The 16790-nt window shown below is 36.6% G+C and carries 15 protein-coding genes; 14 read left to right on the plus strand and 1 reads right to left on the minus strand.

From position 1 onward, the window contains the following. Positions 1 to 3: 3 nt before the first annotated feature. The 8 genes from dnaE to NSU17_RS13760 all read left to right on the plus strand — a co-directional run bounded on the left by dnaE (position 4) and on the right by NSU17_RS13760 (position 9229). Positions 4 to 3078 (plus strand): DNA polymerase III subunit alpha, encoded by a 3075-nt coding sequence (gene dnaE / locus NSU17_RS13725; protein ID WP_340705277.1) that lies wholly within the window; start codon positions 4 to 6, stop codon positions 3076 to 3078. A 195-nt stretch (positions 3079 to 3273) separates the two neighbouring features. Beyond that, complete coding sequence (locus NSU17_RS13730) at positions 3274 to 3798, plus strand: FadR/GntR family transcriptional regulator (protein ID WP_340705278.1); 525 nt, start codon at positions 3274 to 3276, stop codon at positions 3796 to 3798. Beyond that, complete coding sequence (locus NSU17_RS13735; RefSeq protein ID WP_340705279.1) at positions 3795 to 3920, plus strand: hypothetical protein; 126 nt, start codon at positions 3795 to 3797, stop codon at positions 3918 to 3920. The genes NSU17_RS13730 and NSU17_RS13735 overlap by 4 nt, the downstream gene beginning before the upstream one ends. Positions 3921 to 3940: 20 nt before the next feature. Next, on the plus strand, positions 3941 to 4813 hold the full coding sequence (gene accD / locus NSU17_RS13740) for an acetyl-CoA carboxylase, carboxyltransferase subunit beta (protein ID WP_016837124.1): 873 nt from the start codon (positions 3941 to 3943) through the stop codon (positions 4811 to 4813). Further along, positions 4806 to 5771: an acetyl-CoA carboxylase carboxyl transferase subunit alpha gene (accA, locus tag NSU17_RS13745; protein ID WP_096551508.1), complete on the plus strand. Its 966-nt coding sequence runs from the start codon at positions 4806 to 4808 to the stop codon at positions 5769 to 5771. The genes accD and accA overlap by 8 nt, the downstream gene beginning before the upstream one ends. A 180-nt stretch (positions 5772 to 5951) precedes the next feature. Then, positions 5952 to 6911 carry a 6-phosphofructokinase gene (gene pfkA / locus NSU17_RS13750; RefSeq protein WP_096551507.1) on the plus strand — a complete coding sequence of 320 codons (960 nt, stop codon included), beginning with the start codon at positions 5952 to 5954 and terminating at the stop codon, positions 6909 to 6911. Positions 6912 to 6934: 23 nt separating this feature from the next. Then, complete coding sequence (gene pyk / locus NSU17_RS13755; protein WP_340705280.1) at positions 6935 to 8695, plus strand: pyruvate kinase; 1761 nt, start codon at positions 6935 to 6937, stop codon at positions 8693 to 8695. Between the two features lie 144 nt (positions 8696 to 8839). Then, positions 8840 to 9229 (plus strand): FxsA family protein, encoded by a 390-nt coding sequence (locus tag NSU17_RS13760; protein WP_340705281.1) that lies wholly within the window; start codon positions 8840 to 8842, stop codon positions 9227 to 9229. On the opposite strand, the gene NSU17_RS13765 is transcribed toward NSU17_RS13760, so the two are convergent. Continuing rightward, positions 9216 to 10184 carry an AI-2E family transporter gene (locus NSU17_RS13765; protein ID WP_340705282.1) on the minus strand — a complete coding sequence of 323 codons (969 nt, stop codon included), beginning with the start codon at positions 10182 to 10184 and terminating at the stop codon, positions 9216 to 9218. The two genes, NSU17_RS13760 and NSU17_RS13765, sit on opposite strands and share 14 nt — an antisense overlap. A 268-nt stretch (positions 10185 to 10452) precedes the next feature. Between NSU17_RS13765 and citZ the strand changes: the two genes are divergently transcribed. The 6 genes from citZ (at position 10453) to pnpS (ending at position 16762) form a co-directional block, all read left to right on the plus strand. After that, positions 10453 to 11568 (plus strand): citrate synthase, encoded by a 1116-nt coding sequence (gene citZ / locus NSU17_RS13770; RefSeq protein WP_340433226.1) that lies wholly within the window; start codon positions 10453 to 10455, stop codon positions 11566 to 11568. 107 nt (positions 11569 to 11675) lie between these two features. Further along, a complete protein-coding gene (gene icd, locus NSU17_RS13775; protein WP_016837131.1) occupies positions 11676 to 12941 on the plus strand; it encodes an NADP-dependent isocitrate dehydrogenase in 1266 nt (421 codons plus the stop codon). A 146-nt stretch (positions 12942 to 13087) separates the two neighbouring features. After that, positions 13088 to 14026, plus strand: coding sequence for a malate dehydrogenase (mdh, locus tag NSU17_RS13780; RefSeq protein ID WP_340433231.1), 939 nt, complete (start codon positions 13088 to 13090; stop codon positions 14024 to 14026). A gap of 82 nt (positions 14027 to 14108) precedes the next feature. Then, the gene (locus tag NSU17_RS13785) at positions 14109 to 14546 is read left to right on the plus strand and encodes a MaoC/PaaZ C-terminal domain-containing protein (protein WP_340705283.1); all 438 of its coding nucleotides are present in this window, start codon (positions 14109 to 14111) and stop codon (positions 14544 to 14546) included. 57 nt (positions 14547 to 14603) lie between these two features. After that, positions 14604 to 15314, plus strand: coding sequence for a response regulator transcription factor (locus NSU17_RS13790; RefSeq protein ID WP_016837134.1), 711 nt, complete (start codon positions 14604 to 14606; stop codon positions 15312 to 15314). Then, the gene (pnpS, locus tag NSU17_RS13795) at positions 15311 to 16762 is read left to right on the plus strand and encodes a two-component system histidine kinase PnpS (protein WP_340705284.1); all 1452 of its coding nucleotides are present in this window, start codon (positions 15311 to 15313) and stop codon (positions 16760 to 16762) included. The genes NSU17_RS13790 and pnpS overlap by 4 nt, the downstream gene beginning before the upstream one ends. Positions 16763 to 16790 lie beyond the last annotated feature (28 nt).

Below are 16790 nucleotides of genomic sequence, written 5' to 3' on the forward strand. Positions count from 1 at the left end.
AGATTGTCCATTTATCCACAAGTACGAACAAGTGCAGATTTATTAAAGAGTACGATTCGTTTGGAAGAACTCATCCCTTTTTTAATTGAACAAAAGGCAGAAGCTTGTGCAATTGTCAATACAAAATTGTACGGGCTTTTGCCTTTTTACCATGAATTAAAAAATGCAGGTATTCATCCGGTTATAGGTCTTACTGCTCGAGTGCAGTTTGATCACATCGTTCTCCCCCTTCTAATATACGCACAAAACAACGATGGATATAAAAACCTGCTGAAGATATCTAGCAGCATTGCCATTAGAGATGATGAGTTATTGCCTATTCAGTGGCTAAAAGGATACTCTAACGGAATTGCCGTCGTAATTCCAACTATAAGTGATGATGCCAAATGGGTAGAGCATCCCTCTTCCATCGAACTGTTGCAAAAGTTATTCAAAGGGCGAATATGGTTAGGTATTTCAAGGCTTGAAGGAGAAAAGTCTCCTTTTGAAAATGAAGTCATTCACCTGAGTGAAAAATTGCAAATTCCTATCATGGCGATTCATGAATGTCTATATTTAAATCGAGAAGATGCCTTTAGTTATAGAGTTGCAAGAAGTATTGAAATGGGCGTTAAATTAAGCGAACAAGTACAAATCAATGAAAATTACAAACGATATTATACTCCTACTAAACATGATTGGCTTCACTGGTTTAATGATCGTGAAGAGTGGCTGCAAGAGAGCAGAAATATGCTTTTGAGTTGCCAAGTAGACATCGCTCAAAAAGGCCATATACTGCCAAAATTTCCTTTACAACAAGGACAAAGTGCGGAACAAGTATTGAGAATGTTAGCGTTGAAGGGATTAAAAGAGCGGTTAAAAACGAATGCACCAAATGAAATCTATATCCATCGATTAAATCATGAGTTAGAAATTATTTGTTCCATGGGTTTTGCTGATTATTTCTTAATCGTTGCAGATTTTATGAATTTTGCTCGCGGGCAGCAAATTTTAACTGGACCAGGGAGAGGCTCCTCAGCTGGTTCACTTGTGGCTTATTGCTTATACATTACTCAAGTCGACCCGATTCGTTACGGATTATTATTTGAGCGATTTTTAAATCCTGAGCGAGTAACGATGCCTGATATCGATATTGACTTTGTCGATACGAGAAGACAGGAAGTAATTCAGTATGTGGCAAAAAAATATGGGGAGAAACATGTAGCGCAAATTATCACCTTTGGCAGTCTATCGGCAAAGGCTGTCGCTAGGGATGTAGCGAGAATGTTCAACTTTGAATCTGACACCCTTGAAATGATTTCTCGTCTCATTCCAAATAAATTAGGGATTACATTAAAAGAAGCATACCATACAAGTGAACCTTTAAGAAGATGGATTGAAGAGGAGTCTATTCGAAAACGTTGGTTTGAAACGGCGTTAAAATTAGAGGGATTACCTAGAAATGCTTCCACTCACGCAGCCGGTGTCGTGTTAAGTCCAGTTCCTTTAGTTGAGGTCGTTCCGATTGAAAAGGGACATGATGGGATTTTTATTACACAATGGCCTATGCAAGAAGTGGAGCAAGTAGGTCTATTAAAAATGGACTTTTTAGGTTTACGAAACTTAACAATGATTGAGCAAATTCAAAAAATGATTTACTATGCTCGAAATGAGAAAATTGATTTAAATGAAATCCCATTGGATGATCATAAAACCTTTGAATTGTTGCAAAAAGGGGATACAGCAGGCATATTCCAGCTGGAGTCGGAGGGAATGAAGAATGCTTTGAGGGAAATTGTACCTACACAATTTTCCGATATTGTTGCAGTAAATGCTTTGTATAGACCTGGACCAATGCAGTTTATTCCGATTTATGCAGCTAGGAAAAAAGGGGGGCAGTCCGTTGAGATGCCACACCCTGATTTAGAGCCAATTTTAAAAGAAACGTATGGCATCATAGTATATCAAGAACAGATTATGCAAATTGCCAACATTCTAGCAGGATTCTCACTAGGACAGGCTGATTTATTGAGAAGAGCGGTAAGCAAGAAAAAACGTGAGGTATTGGAAGAGCAAAGAATAGCCTTTGTCAACGGCGCAATCCATAAAGGATATAGCAAAGAGGTGGCAGAATCGGTATATCAACAAATTGTGCGATTTGCAGATTACGGTTTCGCGAAAAGCCACGCGGTTGCATATAGCATGATTTCTTATCAGATGGCCTATTTGAAAGCAAATTATCCAGCGGAATTTTATGCTGTCATGATGACCTTTGCCACAGGAAATCAAGAAAAATTATTCTCGTTAATAATGGAAGCGAGAAGCAAAGGTATATCGATACTACGGCCTTCCCTTCATAAAAGCAATCGGGTATTTTCAGTTGAAAATGGAAATATTCGCTACAGCTTATCAGCAATCAAGGGCGTTTCTCAAACGTTTTTACAAAAATTAATTTCTGCTCGAAAAGAACAAGGTAAATTTCATGATATATTCGATTTGGCTGTTTCCTTAAGCGGTAACTATTTCGCCCGTAAATGGATAGAGCCATTGATTAAAGCAGGTGCGTTAGACGATTTTGGAAAGAATCGAGCGACGCTTCTTGCAACGATTGAAGCAGCAGAAAAACATGCAAAAATAGTTCGGCCGACAGAGGAAGAAGATTTATTTACTTCACAAACCTCGCTATTTGGAAAACCGAAATATATGGAAGCAGCGCCGATTCCAAATAAAATGAAACTGGAATTCGAGAAGGAAGTCATAGGATTTTATTTATCGGAACATCCGGTTACAAACATCCGCAACAAACTACATGTGAATACAAATAGTTTTCTGTTGAATGGCCTTCCGCAAAACGCCTTAGTAAAACTTGTAGGAATAGTAGAGTCTATTCGTCAAATACGCACAAAAAAAGGTGAACTGATGGCGTTTGTTCAAATTCAAGATGAATATGGATCGGTTTCAGCAACTCTGTTTCCGAAACAATATAATGAATGCCTAGGATGGATAAAAGAAGAGGTGCTAATCTATTTAGAAGGTAATGTAGAATATCGCTACAACCAACCTCAAATAAAAGTGAAAATGATAAGAAATGTTCAATAGCGAGATATTTTTGTTTGAATTTACAAAAACTGTGCGATTTTGCACAGTTTTTTCTTTACAAAGCAGAAAACATTTTGTAAACTGTACAAAAGTGGTCTGACCACTTTATGTGAGGATTTAAATGATAATGTTGGGGATTACTGTATTTTAATAAACGATCGGTATAAGGGGTTGTTAAAACGTTTTGAGGTGAACATGGACACGAAACAAGAAAATAAAAAAGTCTTTTTAGAAATTGTTAGTAAATTAAAAGACATTATTATCGCTGAAAAACTTCAACCTGGTGATAAGCTCCCCTCGGAAAGAGTTTTATCAGAAAAGTTAGGCGTTGGTAGATCTTCGGTAAGAGAAGCGTTACGAAGTTTAGAATTGCTAGGAATTATTGAGACCCGCCAAGGCGGTGGTACTTTTTTAGCTTCCTCTCAACAATATCGATTAGTTGAATTACTAGCTACTTTTATATTGCAAGAAAATCAATCAATACGCGATGTTCATAAAACACGGGAAATTCATGAAAGAGAAGCGATACGAATTATTTGCTCCGATAAACGATTAAGACAACTTCCTGTTTGGGAAAGTTTATTTTTAAAAATTGAATTGGAAACAGAAGTAATTCGAGATCATATTTTACGTGAACTTCTCATTGCATCAGAAAATCGTTTAGCTCTTAGAATATGGATTCAACTTGTGGCTTATAGTGCCAATGCGTTAAAAAAATGACGACGGAAGAAGAAAAGCCAATATTACAAAGGCTATTAAAATCTTTGCAGCTTGGTTATGAAAAAGAAGCTATTGAGGCATATACTGAATGGTTAGATTTTTTAAAATCGCATGAAGAATAAATATAGTAGGGGGAAAAATCGTGGCAATAAAAAGTTTGCTAAATTTAAATCGGAAAAAAACAAAAGGGGTTATTGTAAATTCTAAAAATGAAAGCTCATTTCCAGCAGATTTAATGACGAAATGCCCATCATGTCGAAAAATCTTTTTAACAAAAGAAATTGAAACGAATTTAAAAGTTTGTCCAAATTGCGACCATCATTTTAAAATGACTGCTTGGGAACGGATCGACTCCTTTTTAGATGTTGAATCATTTACGCCGTTTGATGAACACTTACGCACGACAAACCCTCTTAACTTCCCATCATATATAGAAAAAGTAGAAGCGGATATGAAGAAAACAGGATTATCCGAAGCGGTTTTAACAGGAAGCGGGACGTTAAAAGGGGAAGAGGTCGTTGTTGCTGTGATGGACTCTCATTTCCGCATGGGATCAATGGGATCTGTTGTTGGCGAAAAAATTACCCGTGCAATCGAAAAAGCTACGGAAATGCAAGTGCCATTCATTATCTTTACTGCGAGCGGCGGTGCACGAATGCAAGAGGGAGTTATTTCCTTAATGCAAATGGCCAAAACGAGCGTTGCTTTAAAACGTCACAGTGACGAAGGTTTACTTTTCTTATCCATCATGACTGATCCAACTACTGGTGGAGTATCGGCAAGCTTCGCCTCATTAGGAGATCTCAATATTGCTGAGCCAAAAGCGCTTATTGGGTTTGCTGGGAGAAGGGTAATCGAGCAAACGGTGCGTGAGAAGTTGCCTGATGACTTCCAAACAGCAGAGTTCTTACTTGCACATGGTCAATTAGATGCTATTTTCCATCGAAAAGAGATGCGTGATAAGGTGGCAACAATCGTGAAATTGCACCGCAAAGGAGGAGTAACTCATGTCTAAACCGATGTCATTTGAAGAACCTATTATTAAACTGAAAGAAAAAATTGATGAGTTAAGGGAACTGGCAAAGAATGCGGATGTAGATATGTCCGATGAAATTAAAACATTGGAAGAACGATTGCGCCAATTGGAAATTAAAATTTATTCGAACATGGAACCGTGGAATCGTGTACAAGTAGCGCGAAACCCTGAACGTCCAACAACTCTCGATTATATAAAAGAAATTTTTACAGATTTTATTGAACTCCATGGTGATCGCTATTATGCTGATGATGAAGCGATTGTTGGAGGAATTGCCTTTTTTGATGGACAGCCGATTACTGTAATCGGTCATCAACGTGGTAAAGCAACAAAGGAAAATATTCGACGAAATTTCGGGATGCCCCATCCGGAAGGTTATCGAAAAGCGTTGCGTTTAATGAAGCAGGCGGAGAAATTCAGACGCCCTATTATTTGTTTTATTGATACAAAGGGCGCTTATCCAGGAAAAGCGGCAGAAGAGCGCGGACAAAGTGAGGCAATCGCCAAAAATCTGTTTGAAATGGCTGGTTTAAAAGTGCCTGTCATTAGTGTAGTAATTGGAGAAGGTGGTAGCGGCGGTGCATTGGCATTAGGAGTAACGAACCGCATCTATATGTTGGAAAATTCCACATACTCCGTTATTTCTCCAGAAGGTGCTGCTTCAATTTTATGGAAGGATGCTAGCCTTGCAAAACAAGCAGCAGAGGCAATGAAAATTACAGCTCAAGATTTAAAAGAAATGGGAATTATTGATGATATCATTCCTGAAGTTCCAGGAGGAGCACATCGTGACCCAGTATCACAAGCGAAAATCTTAAAGGAATATTTGAAAAAAGGGCTTGATCAATTAACTGCATTGTCGGAAGAGGAAATTATTCAAGACCGCTACGATAAATTCCGTAAAATGGGAGATTTTATTGAAGAAATTGTTCAATAAAATTACTAGACTTTCCACCCTTCTAATGACAAAATCCAATGGTGAGGATTTTGTCATTTTCCATTTACATGAACAGTTTATTATCGATGATAAGTAATGGAATACATGAAAGTTTCTAGTTTCAATAGAAATTTTTTATGTTATTGTTAACATTATGAGCATTTGAATGGAGGGAGTAGGGTGAAAAGAATAGGTGTTTTAACGAGCGGCGGTGACTCACCTGGCATGAATGCAGCAATTCGTGCAGTTGTTCGAAAAGCCAATTATCATGGGGTTGAAGTCTTTGGAATATACCATGGATACGAAGGCTTTATAAAAGGTAAAATAGAGTTATTAGATTTAGGATCTGTAGGTGGGATTATTCAACGAGGAGGAACGAAGCTGTTTTCATCCCGTTGCCCAGAATTTAAAGAAAAGAAATATCAACTACAAGGTATTGAAAAAATGAAAGAAGCTGGAATTGAAGGCTTAGTAGTAATTGGAGGCGACGGTTCTTTCCGTGGAGCTTATGAGCTAACGAAATTAGGATTAGCATGTATTGGTGTTCCTGCAACGATTGATAATGATATTGCTGGTACAGAATTTACGATTGGTTTTGATACGGCACTCAATACAGTTGTCAGTGCAATTGATAAAATTCGTGATACTGCAACAAGTCATGAAAATACCTTTATTATAGAAGTGATGGGTAGAGATGCAGGTGACATTGCTTTATGGTCGGGACTTGCAGCCGGTGCAGAATCTGTTATTATACCAGAGGAGCCGTATGATTTAGATGATATTATTACGCGCATGAAGCGTGGAGAAGCGCGAAATAAAAAACATAGCATCATTATCGTTGCAGAAGGAGTTATGCCAGCCTCAAAACTTGCAAACATGCTAAAAGAAAAAGCAGGAATCGAAACGAGGATTACCGTGTTAGGGCATATTCAACGGGGAGGATCACCGTCAGCATTTGACCGGGTATTGGCTAGTCGTCTAGGTGCTCGAGCAGTCGAATTATTGTTGGAAGGGAAAACGAGTCGTGCAGTTGGTATAAAAAATCATCAAGTTTACGATTATGATTTACGGGAGATTTTTACAGCAAAACATAAAGCAGATACTAGTCTATATACTTTATCAAAAGAACTTTCAATTTAATCTAGAAAATGGAGAGAATGTATATGAGAAAAACAAAAATTGTATGTACTATAGGACCCGCAAGCGAATCTCCAGAAGTTCTCGAAGAACTTATTAAAGCCGGAATGAATGTTGCGAGACTTAACTTTTCGCATGGTACACATGAAGAACATGCTATGCGTATCGCAACAATCCGAGATGTAGCGAATCGATTAAATAAAATTGTCGGAATTTTGCTTGATACAAAAGGTCCAGAAATTCGAACACATTCAATGAAAAACGGGGAAGTTCACTTAAAAACAGGACAAGTCATCGATATTTCAATGACAGAAGTTCTTGGAGACGAAACATGTTTTTCCGTTACGTATGACAAATTAATTTATGATGTTAATCAAAACGATACAATATTGTTGGATGACGGATTAATTGCATTGCGCGTATTAGCGAAAGATTACGATAAAGGATTAATTCATACGATTGTTGAAAATGCCGGAGTGCTGAAAGATAAAAAAGGTGTGAACGTCCCTGGAGTTTCAATAAAACTACCTGGAATTACAGAGAAAGATGCGAAAGATATATTATTTGGAATTGAACAAGGAGTCGATTTTATCGCTGCTTCCTTCGTGCGAACAGCAAAAGATGTGCTGGAAATACGAGAATTGCTCGAACAAAATGGTGGCGGACACATTCAAATCATTCCTAAAATTGAAAACCGAGAAGGCGTAGATAACATTGATGAAATTATTGAAGTTTCTGATGGATTAATGGTTGCTCGCGGAGATTTAGGAGTGGAAATTCCTGCTGAAGAAGTGCCGCTCGTTCAAAAAGCATTAATTAAAAAGTGCAATCAAGTAGGAAAACCTGTCATCACGGCTACACAAATGTTAGACTCTATGCAGCGAAATCCGCGACCTACTCGTGCGGAAGCAAGCGACGTGGCAAATGCAATCATTGATGGAACAGATGCCATTATGCTTTCAGGAGAAACAGCCGCTGGTCAGTATCCAGTTGAATCTGTGAAAACGATGAACAGAATTGCAGTATTTACAGAAAACTCGCTGGATTATCGTTCGATAGTACAAACAAGAAGTCGTGAAAAAGAGACAACGATGACCGAAGCCATTTCCCAAGCAGTTTCATACACTTCAATTAACTTAGGTGTTAAAGCGGTGCTTGCACCAACTGCGAGCGGAGTTACAGCAAAATTGATTGCTAAATACCGTCCAGGTGTGCCGATTATCGCCATTACAGATTCTCCTTCAACTGCTCAAAAATTGACGCTTGTGTGGGGCGTTAATCCGATTGTCACACATAAAGTAACGACAACGGATGAAATTTTAGAATTAGTTGTGGATGAAGCGTTGAAATATGGTTATGTAAATCACGGTGATATTGTTGTGATTACTGCGGGAGTGCCGGTAGGAGAATCAGGAACAACGAACTTAATGAAAGTCCATGTGATAGGTGATTTATTAGCTCGTGGACAAGGAATTGGAAAACAATCTGTCGTTGGAAAAGCGATCGTTGTGAAAAATGCTGAAGAAGCACAAGCTTATGATACGGAAGGTTGTATCCTTGTAACGGTTGGAACCGATCGGGAAATGATGTCGGTAATTGAAAAATGTGCGGGCATTATTACTGAAGAAGGTGGCTTAACAAGCCATGCCGCTGTCGTTGGTCTAAGCTTAGGCATCCCTGTCATTGTTGGTGTGAAAGAAGCAACATCAATCATTCGACATGGACAAGAGATTACAATGGATGCTGAAACTGGTGTTATCTATAAAGGTCACGCAAGCGTATTGTAAGCATTAGCATAATTGGGCTGTCTAAAAAGTAGAAAACTTTTTAACAGCCCAATTTATTATTACGATATTATTGTAATTGAAACTTTTAGCCTAGCAATTTCGTATATATGATAGTCAAAAAATTACTCTAATGGAGGGTATTATTTGAAAAAGTTATTTTCCATATGTATTGCGTTTGTTCTTATAGAGATTGCAATTTTCATTGTCGTCGGTAATTGGTTAGGCATCTTAAGTACATTGTTATTAATTGTATTAGCAAGTTTATTTGGAGCGATGTTAACAAAAAAGCAAGGATTGGAATCCGTACAAACTATTCAGAATAGCATTCGACGGGGAGAACCACCAGGACAAGCGATGATCGATGCATTTCTCGTATTTTTAGGAGGAGTATTATTTTTATTACCAGGATTTCTCACGGATATAATTGCTTTTACTTTGGTTCTTCCATGGACAAGACGTCTCTATAAACCGATAATCTTAGAATGGATTCGTAAAAAAATGAAAAACAGTGAAATGATTATTATCCAGCGATAGATTTTTGTTTGACTTTCACAGCTATTAATAATATAAATGGACTCAGCAATATACCATAAACCCCAAACAACAATATAGAGGCAGCGCTGATTAAAAATGTGTGGACTGTTCGCAATTGGAAAGTGGATGCCCATAATAATGACTCAGTTAGCTGCCTTGTTATTTGTATAAATACATAAAGCAAAACCAATGCTAAACTTACGAACTTATCTCCAATTGCAAAAAAGTATATGGCGATAGGAATGAGAAATAACCCAATTCCGAAAAATGGCAATACATCTGCAAAAGAGATTAGAAAGGCTTTGTTTATTGGATTTTCAAATTTTAGTAATGCCAGTCCAATACTAAGAAGGAAAAAGGTAATAATGAACAACTGAAATTCTACATATAAGAAATAGCTAAATAAGTTCATCGCCTTGGAGAAATATTGTTTCCATTCTTTACGATATGGTTTAGGCACATAGATAAAAAACCAGTATCGATTTCTTCTCGATTCAAACAAGGCAAAGAAGAAAGCCACTAGAAAAATAAAGAGCTCAAAAATGTATTGAAAAAAGTCTTGCAAATAACTAGCCAAACTCATAATAGCAGTATCGATATACGATAAAGACTCATTAAATATGTTTTCTAATACCATTAAATATTCGGAATCAAATAATTGAAGATTATCTACTTGTATTTTTATTTCTGGATAAATGGCAATAATACTTTGAATGGTGATATAAAAGAAGGAATAAATTGATAGGAAGATTAATAAAGATATAATGATGGCACTTATGATATATGGTAGTTTCAGTCGCTGATGGAAAAAGTGAATAATTGGATATAACATATATGCAAAAAATATTGCGAATGAAATGGGTAATAAGAGCCAAAGGAAAATAAAATATAAAATCAGCACGAGCAACTGAATTACATTTTTATTCAAATAGGTTGAAAATTTATTCAATTGCAAATTTAACACCCCTAGTCCAAGTAATTATAATCTCGTTAACGTGGAATTATTCTCGTTTAAGTGGTGATTTTATTAAAAATACGATTTTTTCTTTATTTTTGAAAAATTATTCACAAAGCCGTCAAAATTTATTATAATTAACCATGTAAGCGATTTAATAATAGGTTCATTATGAGCGAAAGAATTGTAAGTGTCATAGAAGAAAAAGAAAGCATTTACAATAAGCACTTACATTTTTTTAAAATTTAAAGAGAGGGAGCGATTTTATATGACAGCAACACGCGGTTTAGAGGGTATTATTGCAGCTGAATCAAAAATCAGTTCAATAATCGACGATACACTTACATATGTAGGTTATAGTATCGATGATTTGGCTGAAAATGCTACTTTCGAAGAAGTAATCTATCTATTATGGCACCAACGTCTTCCAAATAAAGAAGAATTAGCAGAACTTAAAAAACAATTAGCTGAAAATGCTGAAATTCCTCAACAAATTATCGATGTATTTAAATCAATGCCTCTAGATAAAGTTCATCCAATGGCTGCATTACGTACAGCGGTTTCTTTATTAAGTGCGTATGATGAAGAAGCTGACGTAATGAGTGATGAAGCGAACTATCGCAAAGCAATTCGTCTTCAAGCAAAAATTTCGACAATTGTAACAGCATTTGCTCGTGTACGTAAAGGTTTAGAACCTGTTTCTCCAAAACCTGAATTAGGATATGCAGCAAACTTCTTATATATGTTACATGGTAAAGATCCTGAGCCAATTGAAGTAGAAGCATTTGATAAAGCATTAATTCTGCATGCGGACCACGAATTAAATGCTTCAACATTTACTGCGCGCGTATGTGTCGCTACACTTTCTGACGTTTACTCTGGTATTACAGCTGCAATTGGAGCATTAAAAGGGCCGCTTCACGGTGGAGCTAACGAACAAGTAATGAAAATGTTAACTGAAATTGGTTCAATTGAAAACGTAGAACCTTACATTATGAATAAATTAAATAACAAAGAAAAAATCATGGGATTTGGTCACCGCGTATATCGCAAAGGAGACCCACGTGCTAAACATTTACGTGTAATGAGTGAAAAATTAACAGCATTAAGAGGAAAAACAGAATTATACGAAATGTCTGTGAAAATTCATGACATCGTAGTTGGACAAAAAGGTCTTCCAGCAAATGTTGACTTCTTCTCTGCATCAGTGTATGACTCACTAGACATTGAGCATGACCTATTCACACCAATCTTTGCAGTATCTCGTACATCTGGATGGCTTGCTCACATTCTTGAACAATATGCAAATAACCGCTTAATTCGTCCTCGTGCTGAATATGTTGGACCACAACGTCAACAATACGTTCCAATTGATGAAAGATAATTTTTTATTCTAATCTAATAAGAAAATTTTTAGAAAATATGCTAAAATACACTAGGACTGTGTTAAACGACACAGTCCTAGACTCATGAATATAGGAGGCAACATACATGACTAACGGTAAAATTACAGTAGAAAACGGTAAATTAGTAGTACCTAACAACCCTGTTATTCCTTTCATTGAAGGAGATGGTACTGGACCAGATATTTGGGCAGCAGCTCAACGTGTATTTGATGCAGCTGTTGAAAAAGCATACAATGGCGAAAGAAAAATCCAATGGTTGGAAGTTCTTGCTGGTGAGAAAGCATTCAATCAAACTGGTGAGTGGTTACCACAAGAAACTTTAGATAAAATTAGCGAATACTTAATTGCAATCAAAGGTCCTCTTACAACTCCTGTAGGCGGAGGAATTCGTTCATTAAACGTAGCATTACGTCAACAACTTGACTTATATGTGTGCTTACGTCCTGTTCGTTACTTCGAAGGTGTTCCATCTCCTGTAAAACATCCTGAACATGTTGATATGGTAATCTTCCGTGAAAACACAGAAGATATTTATGCTGGTATTGAATACGAAGCTCAATCAGAGAATGCAAAAAAATTAATTAGCATCTTACAAGAAGAATTTGGCGTAAATAAAATCCGCTTCCCTGAAAGTTCTGCAATTGGTATTAAGCCAATCTCTATCGAAGGTACTGAGCGCCTAGTTCGTGCTGCTATTGAATACGCTATTCGCGAAGGACGCAAATCAGTAACTTTAGTTCATAAAGGTAACATCATGAAATTCACTGAAGGCGGCTTCAAAAAATGGGGTTATGAATTAGCTGAACGTGAATTCGGTGATAAAGTATTCACTTGGGATCAATACGATCGCATTAAAGCTGAAAAAGGCGTTGAAGCTGCAAACGAAGCTCAAGCTGAAGCAGAAGCAGCTGGTAAAATTATCGTAAAAGATACAATTGCTGACATCTTCTTACAACAAGTATTAACTCGTCCGAAAGAGTTTGATGTAGTAGCTACAATGAACTTAAATGGTGACTACATTTCTGACGCATTAGCTGCACAAGTTGGTGGTATCGGTATCGCTCCAGGTGCAAACATCAACTATGTAACTGGTCACGCAATCTTTGAAGCTACTCACGGAACTGCTCCAAAATACGCTGGATTAGACAAAGTGAACCCTTCATCTGTAATTCTTTCTGGTGTGTTAATGTTTGAACACCTTGGTTGGAAAGAAGCAGCAGATTTAATTATCAAATCAATTGAAAAAACAATTGCTTCAAAAGTTGTTACTTATGACTTTGCACGTCTAATGGATGGTGCGACAGAAGTTAAATGCTCTGAATTCGCAGATGAATTAATTAAAAACCTTTAATTTGATCAGTTTCTAGAAGGAATAATATATCTTTTGTAGAATTGTATATTTAGGCTTACCGAGTAATCGGATTGAATTGGGCCGTCTCAATTAACAGATTGAGACGACCCTTTTTATTTATTATTTTTGTGAAAGAGGTGTAATCCATGACTTTAAAAAGAAAAAAGATTTCTGTGATTGGAGCAGGATTTACTGGTGCTACGACAGCTTTTTTATTGGCACAAAAAGAATTGGGAGATGTTGTATTAGTCGATATTCCCGAAGCAGAAAATCCAACAAAAGGAAAAGCGTTGGATATGTGGGAAGCAGCACCGATTCAAGGTTTTGACTCTTATGTTATCGGGACATCAAATTACGAGAAAACAGCTAATTCAGATTTAGTCATCATCACTGCAGGCGTAGCACGAAAACCTGGAATGAGCCGTGATGATTTAGTACAAATCAATCAAAAAGTCGTAAAATCGGTAACAAAAGAAATCATGAAGTATTCTTCAGATCCAACAATTATTGTATTAACGAACCCAGTTGACGCTATGACGTATGTAGCATATAAAGAATCCGGTCTTCCGAAAAATAAAGTGATGGGACAATCTGGCATATTAGATACAGCACGATTCCGTGCTTTTGTGGCAGAGGAATTAAATGTATCTGTAAAAGATGTCACTGGTTTTGTTTTAGGAGGACATGGAGATACAATGGTGCCGCTCACTCGTTATTCTTACGTAGGTGGAATCCCTATTGAAACGTTGATTTCAAAACAACGACTTGAAGAAATTGTTCAACGAACTCGAGTGGGTGGAGGAGAAATTGTCAACTTATTAGGAAATGGTTCGGCATATTATGCTCCTTCAGCTGCATTAGTGGAAATGGCAGAAGCGATTATAAAAGATCAGCGTCGTATATTGCCAACAATTGCTTATTTAGAAGGGGAATATGGTTTTGAAGATATATATTTAGGCGTACCAACTTTGATTGGAGCTAATGGTGTGGAGAAAATTTTCGAGTTAGAATTAACGGAAGAAGAGAAAGAAGCATTACAAAAATCCGCTGAATCTGTAAGAAATGTTATGAAAGCCTTATCTTAATTTGTGTCCTTTTATTGTGGCTATTTTCTGAAAAAACTGATACTATGTTACTAAAGTAACCAATTAGGGGGAATTTTTCGATTTGCTAAACGGGGCAAGAACCAAGATTGGCAAGAAAATTGATGAAATTACTGTTGGTGAAAGGATTCACTTAGTTGAAACAATTGAAGATAAAGACTTGCTTATATATTTAGGGTTAACAAATGATAATAATCCATTATATATTCAGCATGAATATGCAAAAGATACATTTTTTAAAAAGCCAATTGTCCCAACGATTATGTTGAATGGAATCGTGACAAGTGCCATTTCTAAGCATTTACCCGGTCCAGGTTCGCATATTCGCGAGCAAAATATTATATACTTAGAACCGGTATATCATTATGAAACAATCGAATTTCTGCTAGAAGTCCAGCACATTGACTACGAAAATAATATTGTAAGTATTCAAGTAGATGCAATGAATAAAAGTCACCAACAAGTCTTACATGGCATATTAAAAGTTTTACCTCCAATATAAACAAATTACTGATTTGAAATGGGGGTTTCAAATCACAGGCAATATGGAGGATTAATCATGTCCACAAATCAAACAATTTTAGTTGTAGAAGATGAAGTATCGATTGCTACATTGCTAAAGTATAATTTAGAACGCGTCGGGTATGAAGTGTTGCTCGCTCACGATGGCAAAGAAGGGCTTGATATGGCCCTTGAGCACTTGCCGGATTTAATTCTATTAGATTTAATGTTGCCGACGATGGACGGGATGGAAGTTTGTAAAGAATTAAGGAGTCAAAAGAAAAATATCCCCATCATCATGTTAACGGCTCGTGATGATGAATTTGATAAAGTATTGGGACTTGAATTAGGTGCTGACGACTATATGACAAAACCTTTTAGTCCTAGAGAAGTAATTGCTAGGGTCAAAGCTGTGTTGCGCCGTTTCAATTCAAGTTTTCAAGAAGAAAAGAAAGAAAAAAAATATTATCATTTTGGAAAATTAGAAGTTTATCCAGAACGTTATGAAGCTTTTCTAGACAATCAACCACTTGAATTTACACCTAAAGAATTTGAGTTGCTTGTATACTTAGTGGAAAATAAAAATCGTGTATTGACTAGAGATCAATTGTTGAGTGCCGTTTGGAACTATGATTTTGCGGGTGATACACGTATTGTCGATGTTCATATAAGTCATTTGCGGGATAAAATAGAAGAAAACAGCCGGAAACCGAAGTTTATCAAAACGGTGCGAGGTATCGGTTATAAATTTGAGGAGCCTAAACAATGAAATCTCAAAGCAATCGATTGTTTTTCATCTTTATTATGCTAACGGGTTCAATTATAGCTGTCCTTGGTATTGTACTAGGTCAGCTATTTCCTTTCTATATGGAAAGTTATTTTATGAAAAACGATATTCCCTTTACAGAGGAACAAATTGAACAGATTAAGTATCAGCTAGCTTTTATTTTAGCGATTTTATTAACGTTTGCATTTTTATTAATCGCCTACATCGCAAATCGATTAATTAAAGAATTGCTCATTCCCATAGAAAATGTGACTGAAACAGCACGAGAATTGATTAAAGGGAATTATCGCGCAAGAACTTATGCCAGTGGACCAGCGACAATCATTGAATTGCGAAATTCCATTAATATTTTAGCGCGAAATCTTCAAGAAATTGAAAAAATGAGAGAAATAGAAGATGAGCGCTTGAAGACGTTAATTGAAAACATGGGTAGCGCCCTTATCATGATTGATAGGGAAGGGACAGTATCCATTGTTAATGGTCAGTTTTTGGAAGAATTTAATTTATCATTAAATGAAGTAAAGGGAAAAAACTTTTTAACTCTAGGTCTTCCTAGGGAATTGGAGAAATTTATAGACCATGTATTTTTAACAGAGCTTCCTTTTCGACAACAAATCGAAATAGAAATGAATAACGAAAAAATTTATGAACAAGTTTATGGGGCACCTGTTGTAGGAGATCACGGTCGCTGGTTAGGGATTGTCATCGTTATGCATGATATTACTGAGCTGATTCGTTTAGAACAGATTCGAAAAGACTTTGTGGCGAATGTTTCTCATGAACTTAGAACGCCGATTACATCGATTAAAGGTTTTTCTGAAACTTTGTTGGATGGTGCTTTTAAAGATGAAAAAATGCTGCTATCCTTTTTAGAAATTATTTATCAAGAAAGTAATCGACTTCAAATGCTAATACAAGACTTATTAGATTTATCGAAAATTGAACAACATGGCTATACAGTAAAATTAGTCCCAACAAGTTTAAAAGATGTGTTAATACGTGCCGTCGAAGTAACAAGCCCGAAAATGGATCATAAAAATATGGAGTTTGATGTTGATATTAAACGAGATGTGATGGTGCTGGGGGACAAAAACCGCTTAATTCAAATCTTTACAAACCTCATTGCAAACAGTATTACCTATTCCCCAAATCATACGGTCATAACATTGCGCATGAAAGAAAATGAACATTATGGAATTGTGGAAGTGGAAGATCAAGGAATTGGAATTGAGAAAAGTGAAATTCCACGCATTTTTGAGCGTTTTTATCGCGTTGATAAAGCACGAAGCAGAAATTCAGGGGGCACTGGGTTAGGGCTTGCAATTGTAAAACATTTAGTAGAAGCCCATCGAGGGAAAATAGAAGTAGAAAGCACTGTTGGCAAAGGAACTTGTATGCGGGTGATGATTCCCATTTATCGAGAAATTTAACATTCTCTTTACAATTTTGTTATGAAAG

Origin of the sequence: Ureibacillus sp. FSL K6-2830 (assembly GCF_038004145.1) — a bacterium.
Lineage (GTDB): Bacteria > Bacillota > Bacilli > Bacillales_A > Planococcaceae > Ureibacillus > Ureibacillus thermosphaericus.

Excerpts from the sequence above, each read along its gene's own strand:
- NSU17_RS13730 (WP_340705278.1), top strand. The coding sequence starts at position 3,274 with ATGGACACGAAACAAGAAAATAAAAAAGTCTTTTTAGAAATTGTTAGT.
- NSU17_RS13735 (WP_340705279.1), top strand. The coding sequence starts at position 3,795 with ATGACGACGGAAGAAGAAAAGCCAATATTACAAAGGCTATTAAAATCT.
- accA (WP_096551508.1), top strand. The coding sequence starts at position 4,806 with ATGTCTAAACCGATGTCATTTGAAGAACCTATTATTAAACTGAAAGAA.
- pyk (WP_340705280.1), top strand. The coding sequence starts at position 6,935 with ATGAGAAAAACAAAAATTGTATGTACTATAGGACCCGCAAGCGAATCT.
- citZ (WP_340433226.1), top strand. The coding sequence starts at position 10,453 with ATGACAGCAACACGCGGTTTAGAGGGTATTATTGCAGCTGAATCAAAA.
- icd (WP_016837131.1), top strand. The coding sequence starts at position 11,676 with ATGACTAACGGTAAAATTACAGTAGAAAACGGTAAATTAGTAGTACCT.
- mdh (WP_340433231.1), top strand. The coding sequence starts at position 13,088 with ATGACTTTAAAAAGAAAAAAGATTTCTGTGATTGGAGCAGGATTTACT.
- NSU17_RS13790 (WP_016837134.1), top strand. The coding sequence starts at position 14,604 with ATGTCCACAAATCAAACAATTTTAGTTGTAGAAGATGAAGTATCGATT.
- pnpS (WP_340705284.1), top strand. The coding sequence starts at position 15,311 with ATGAAATCTCAAAGCAATCGATTGTTTTTCATCTTTATTATGCTAACG.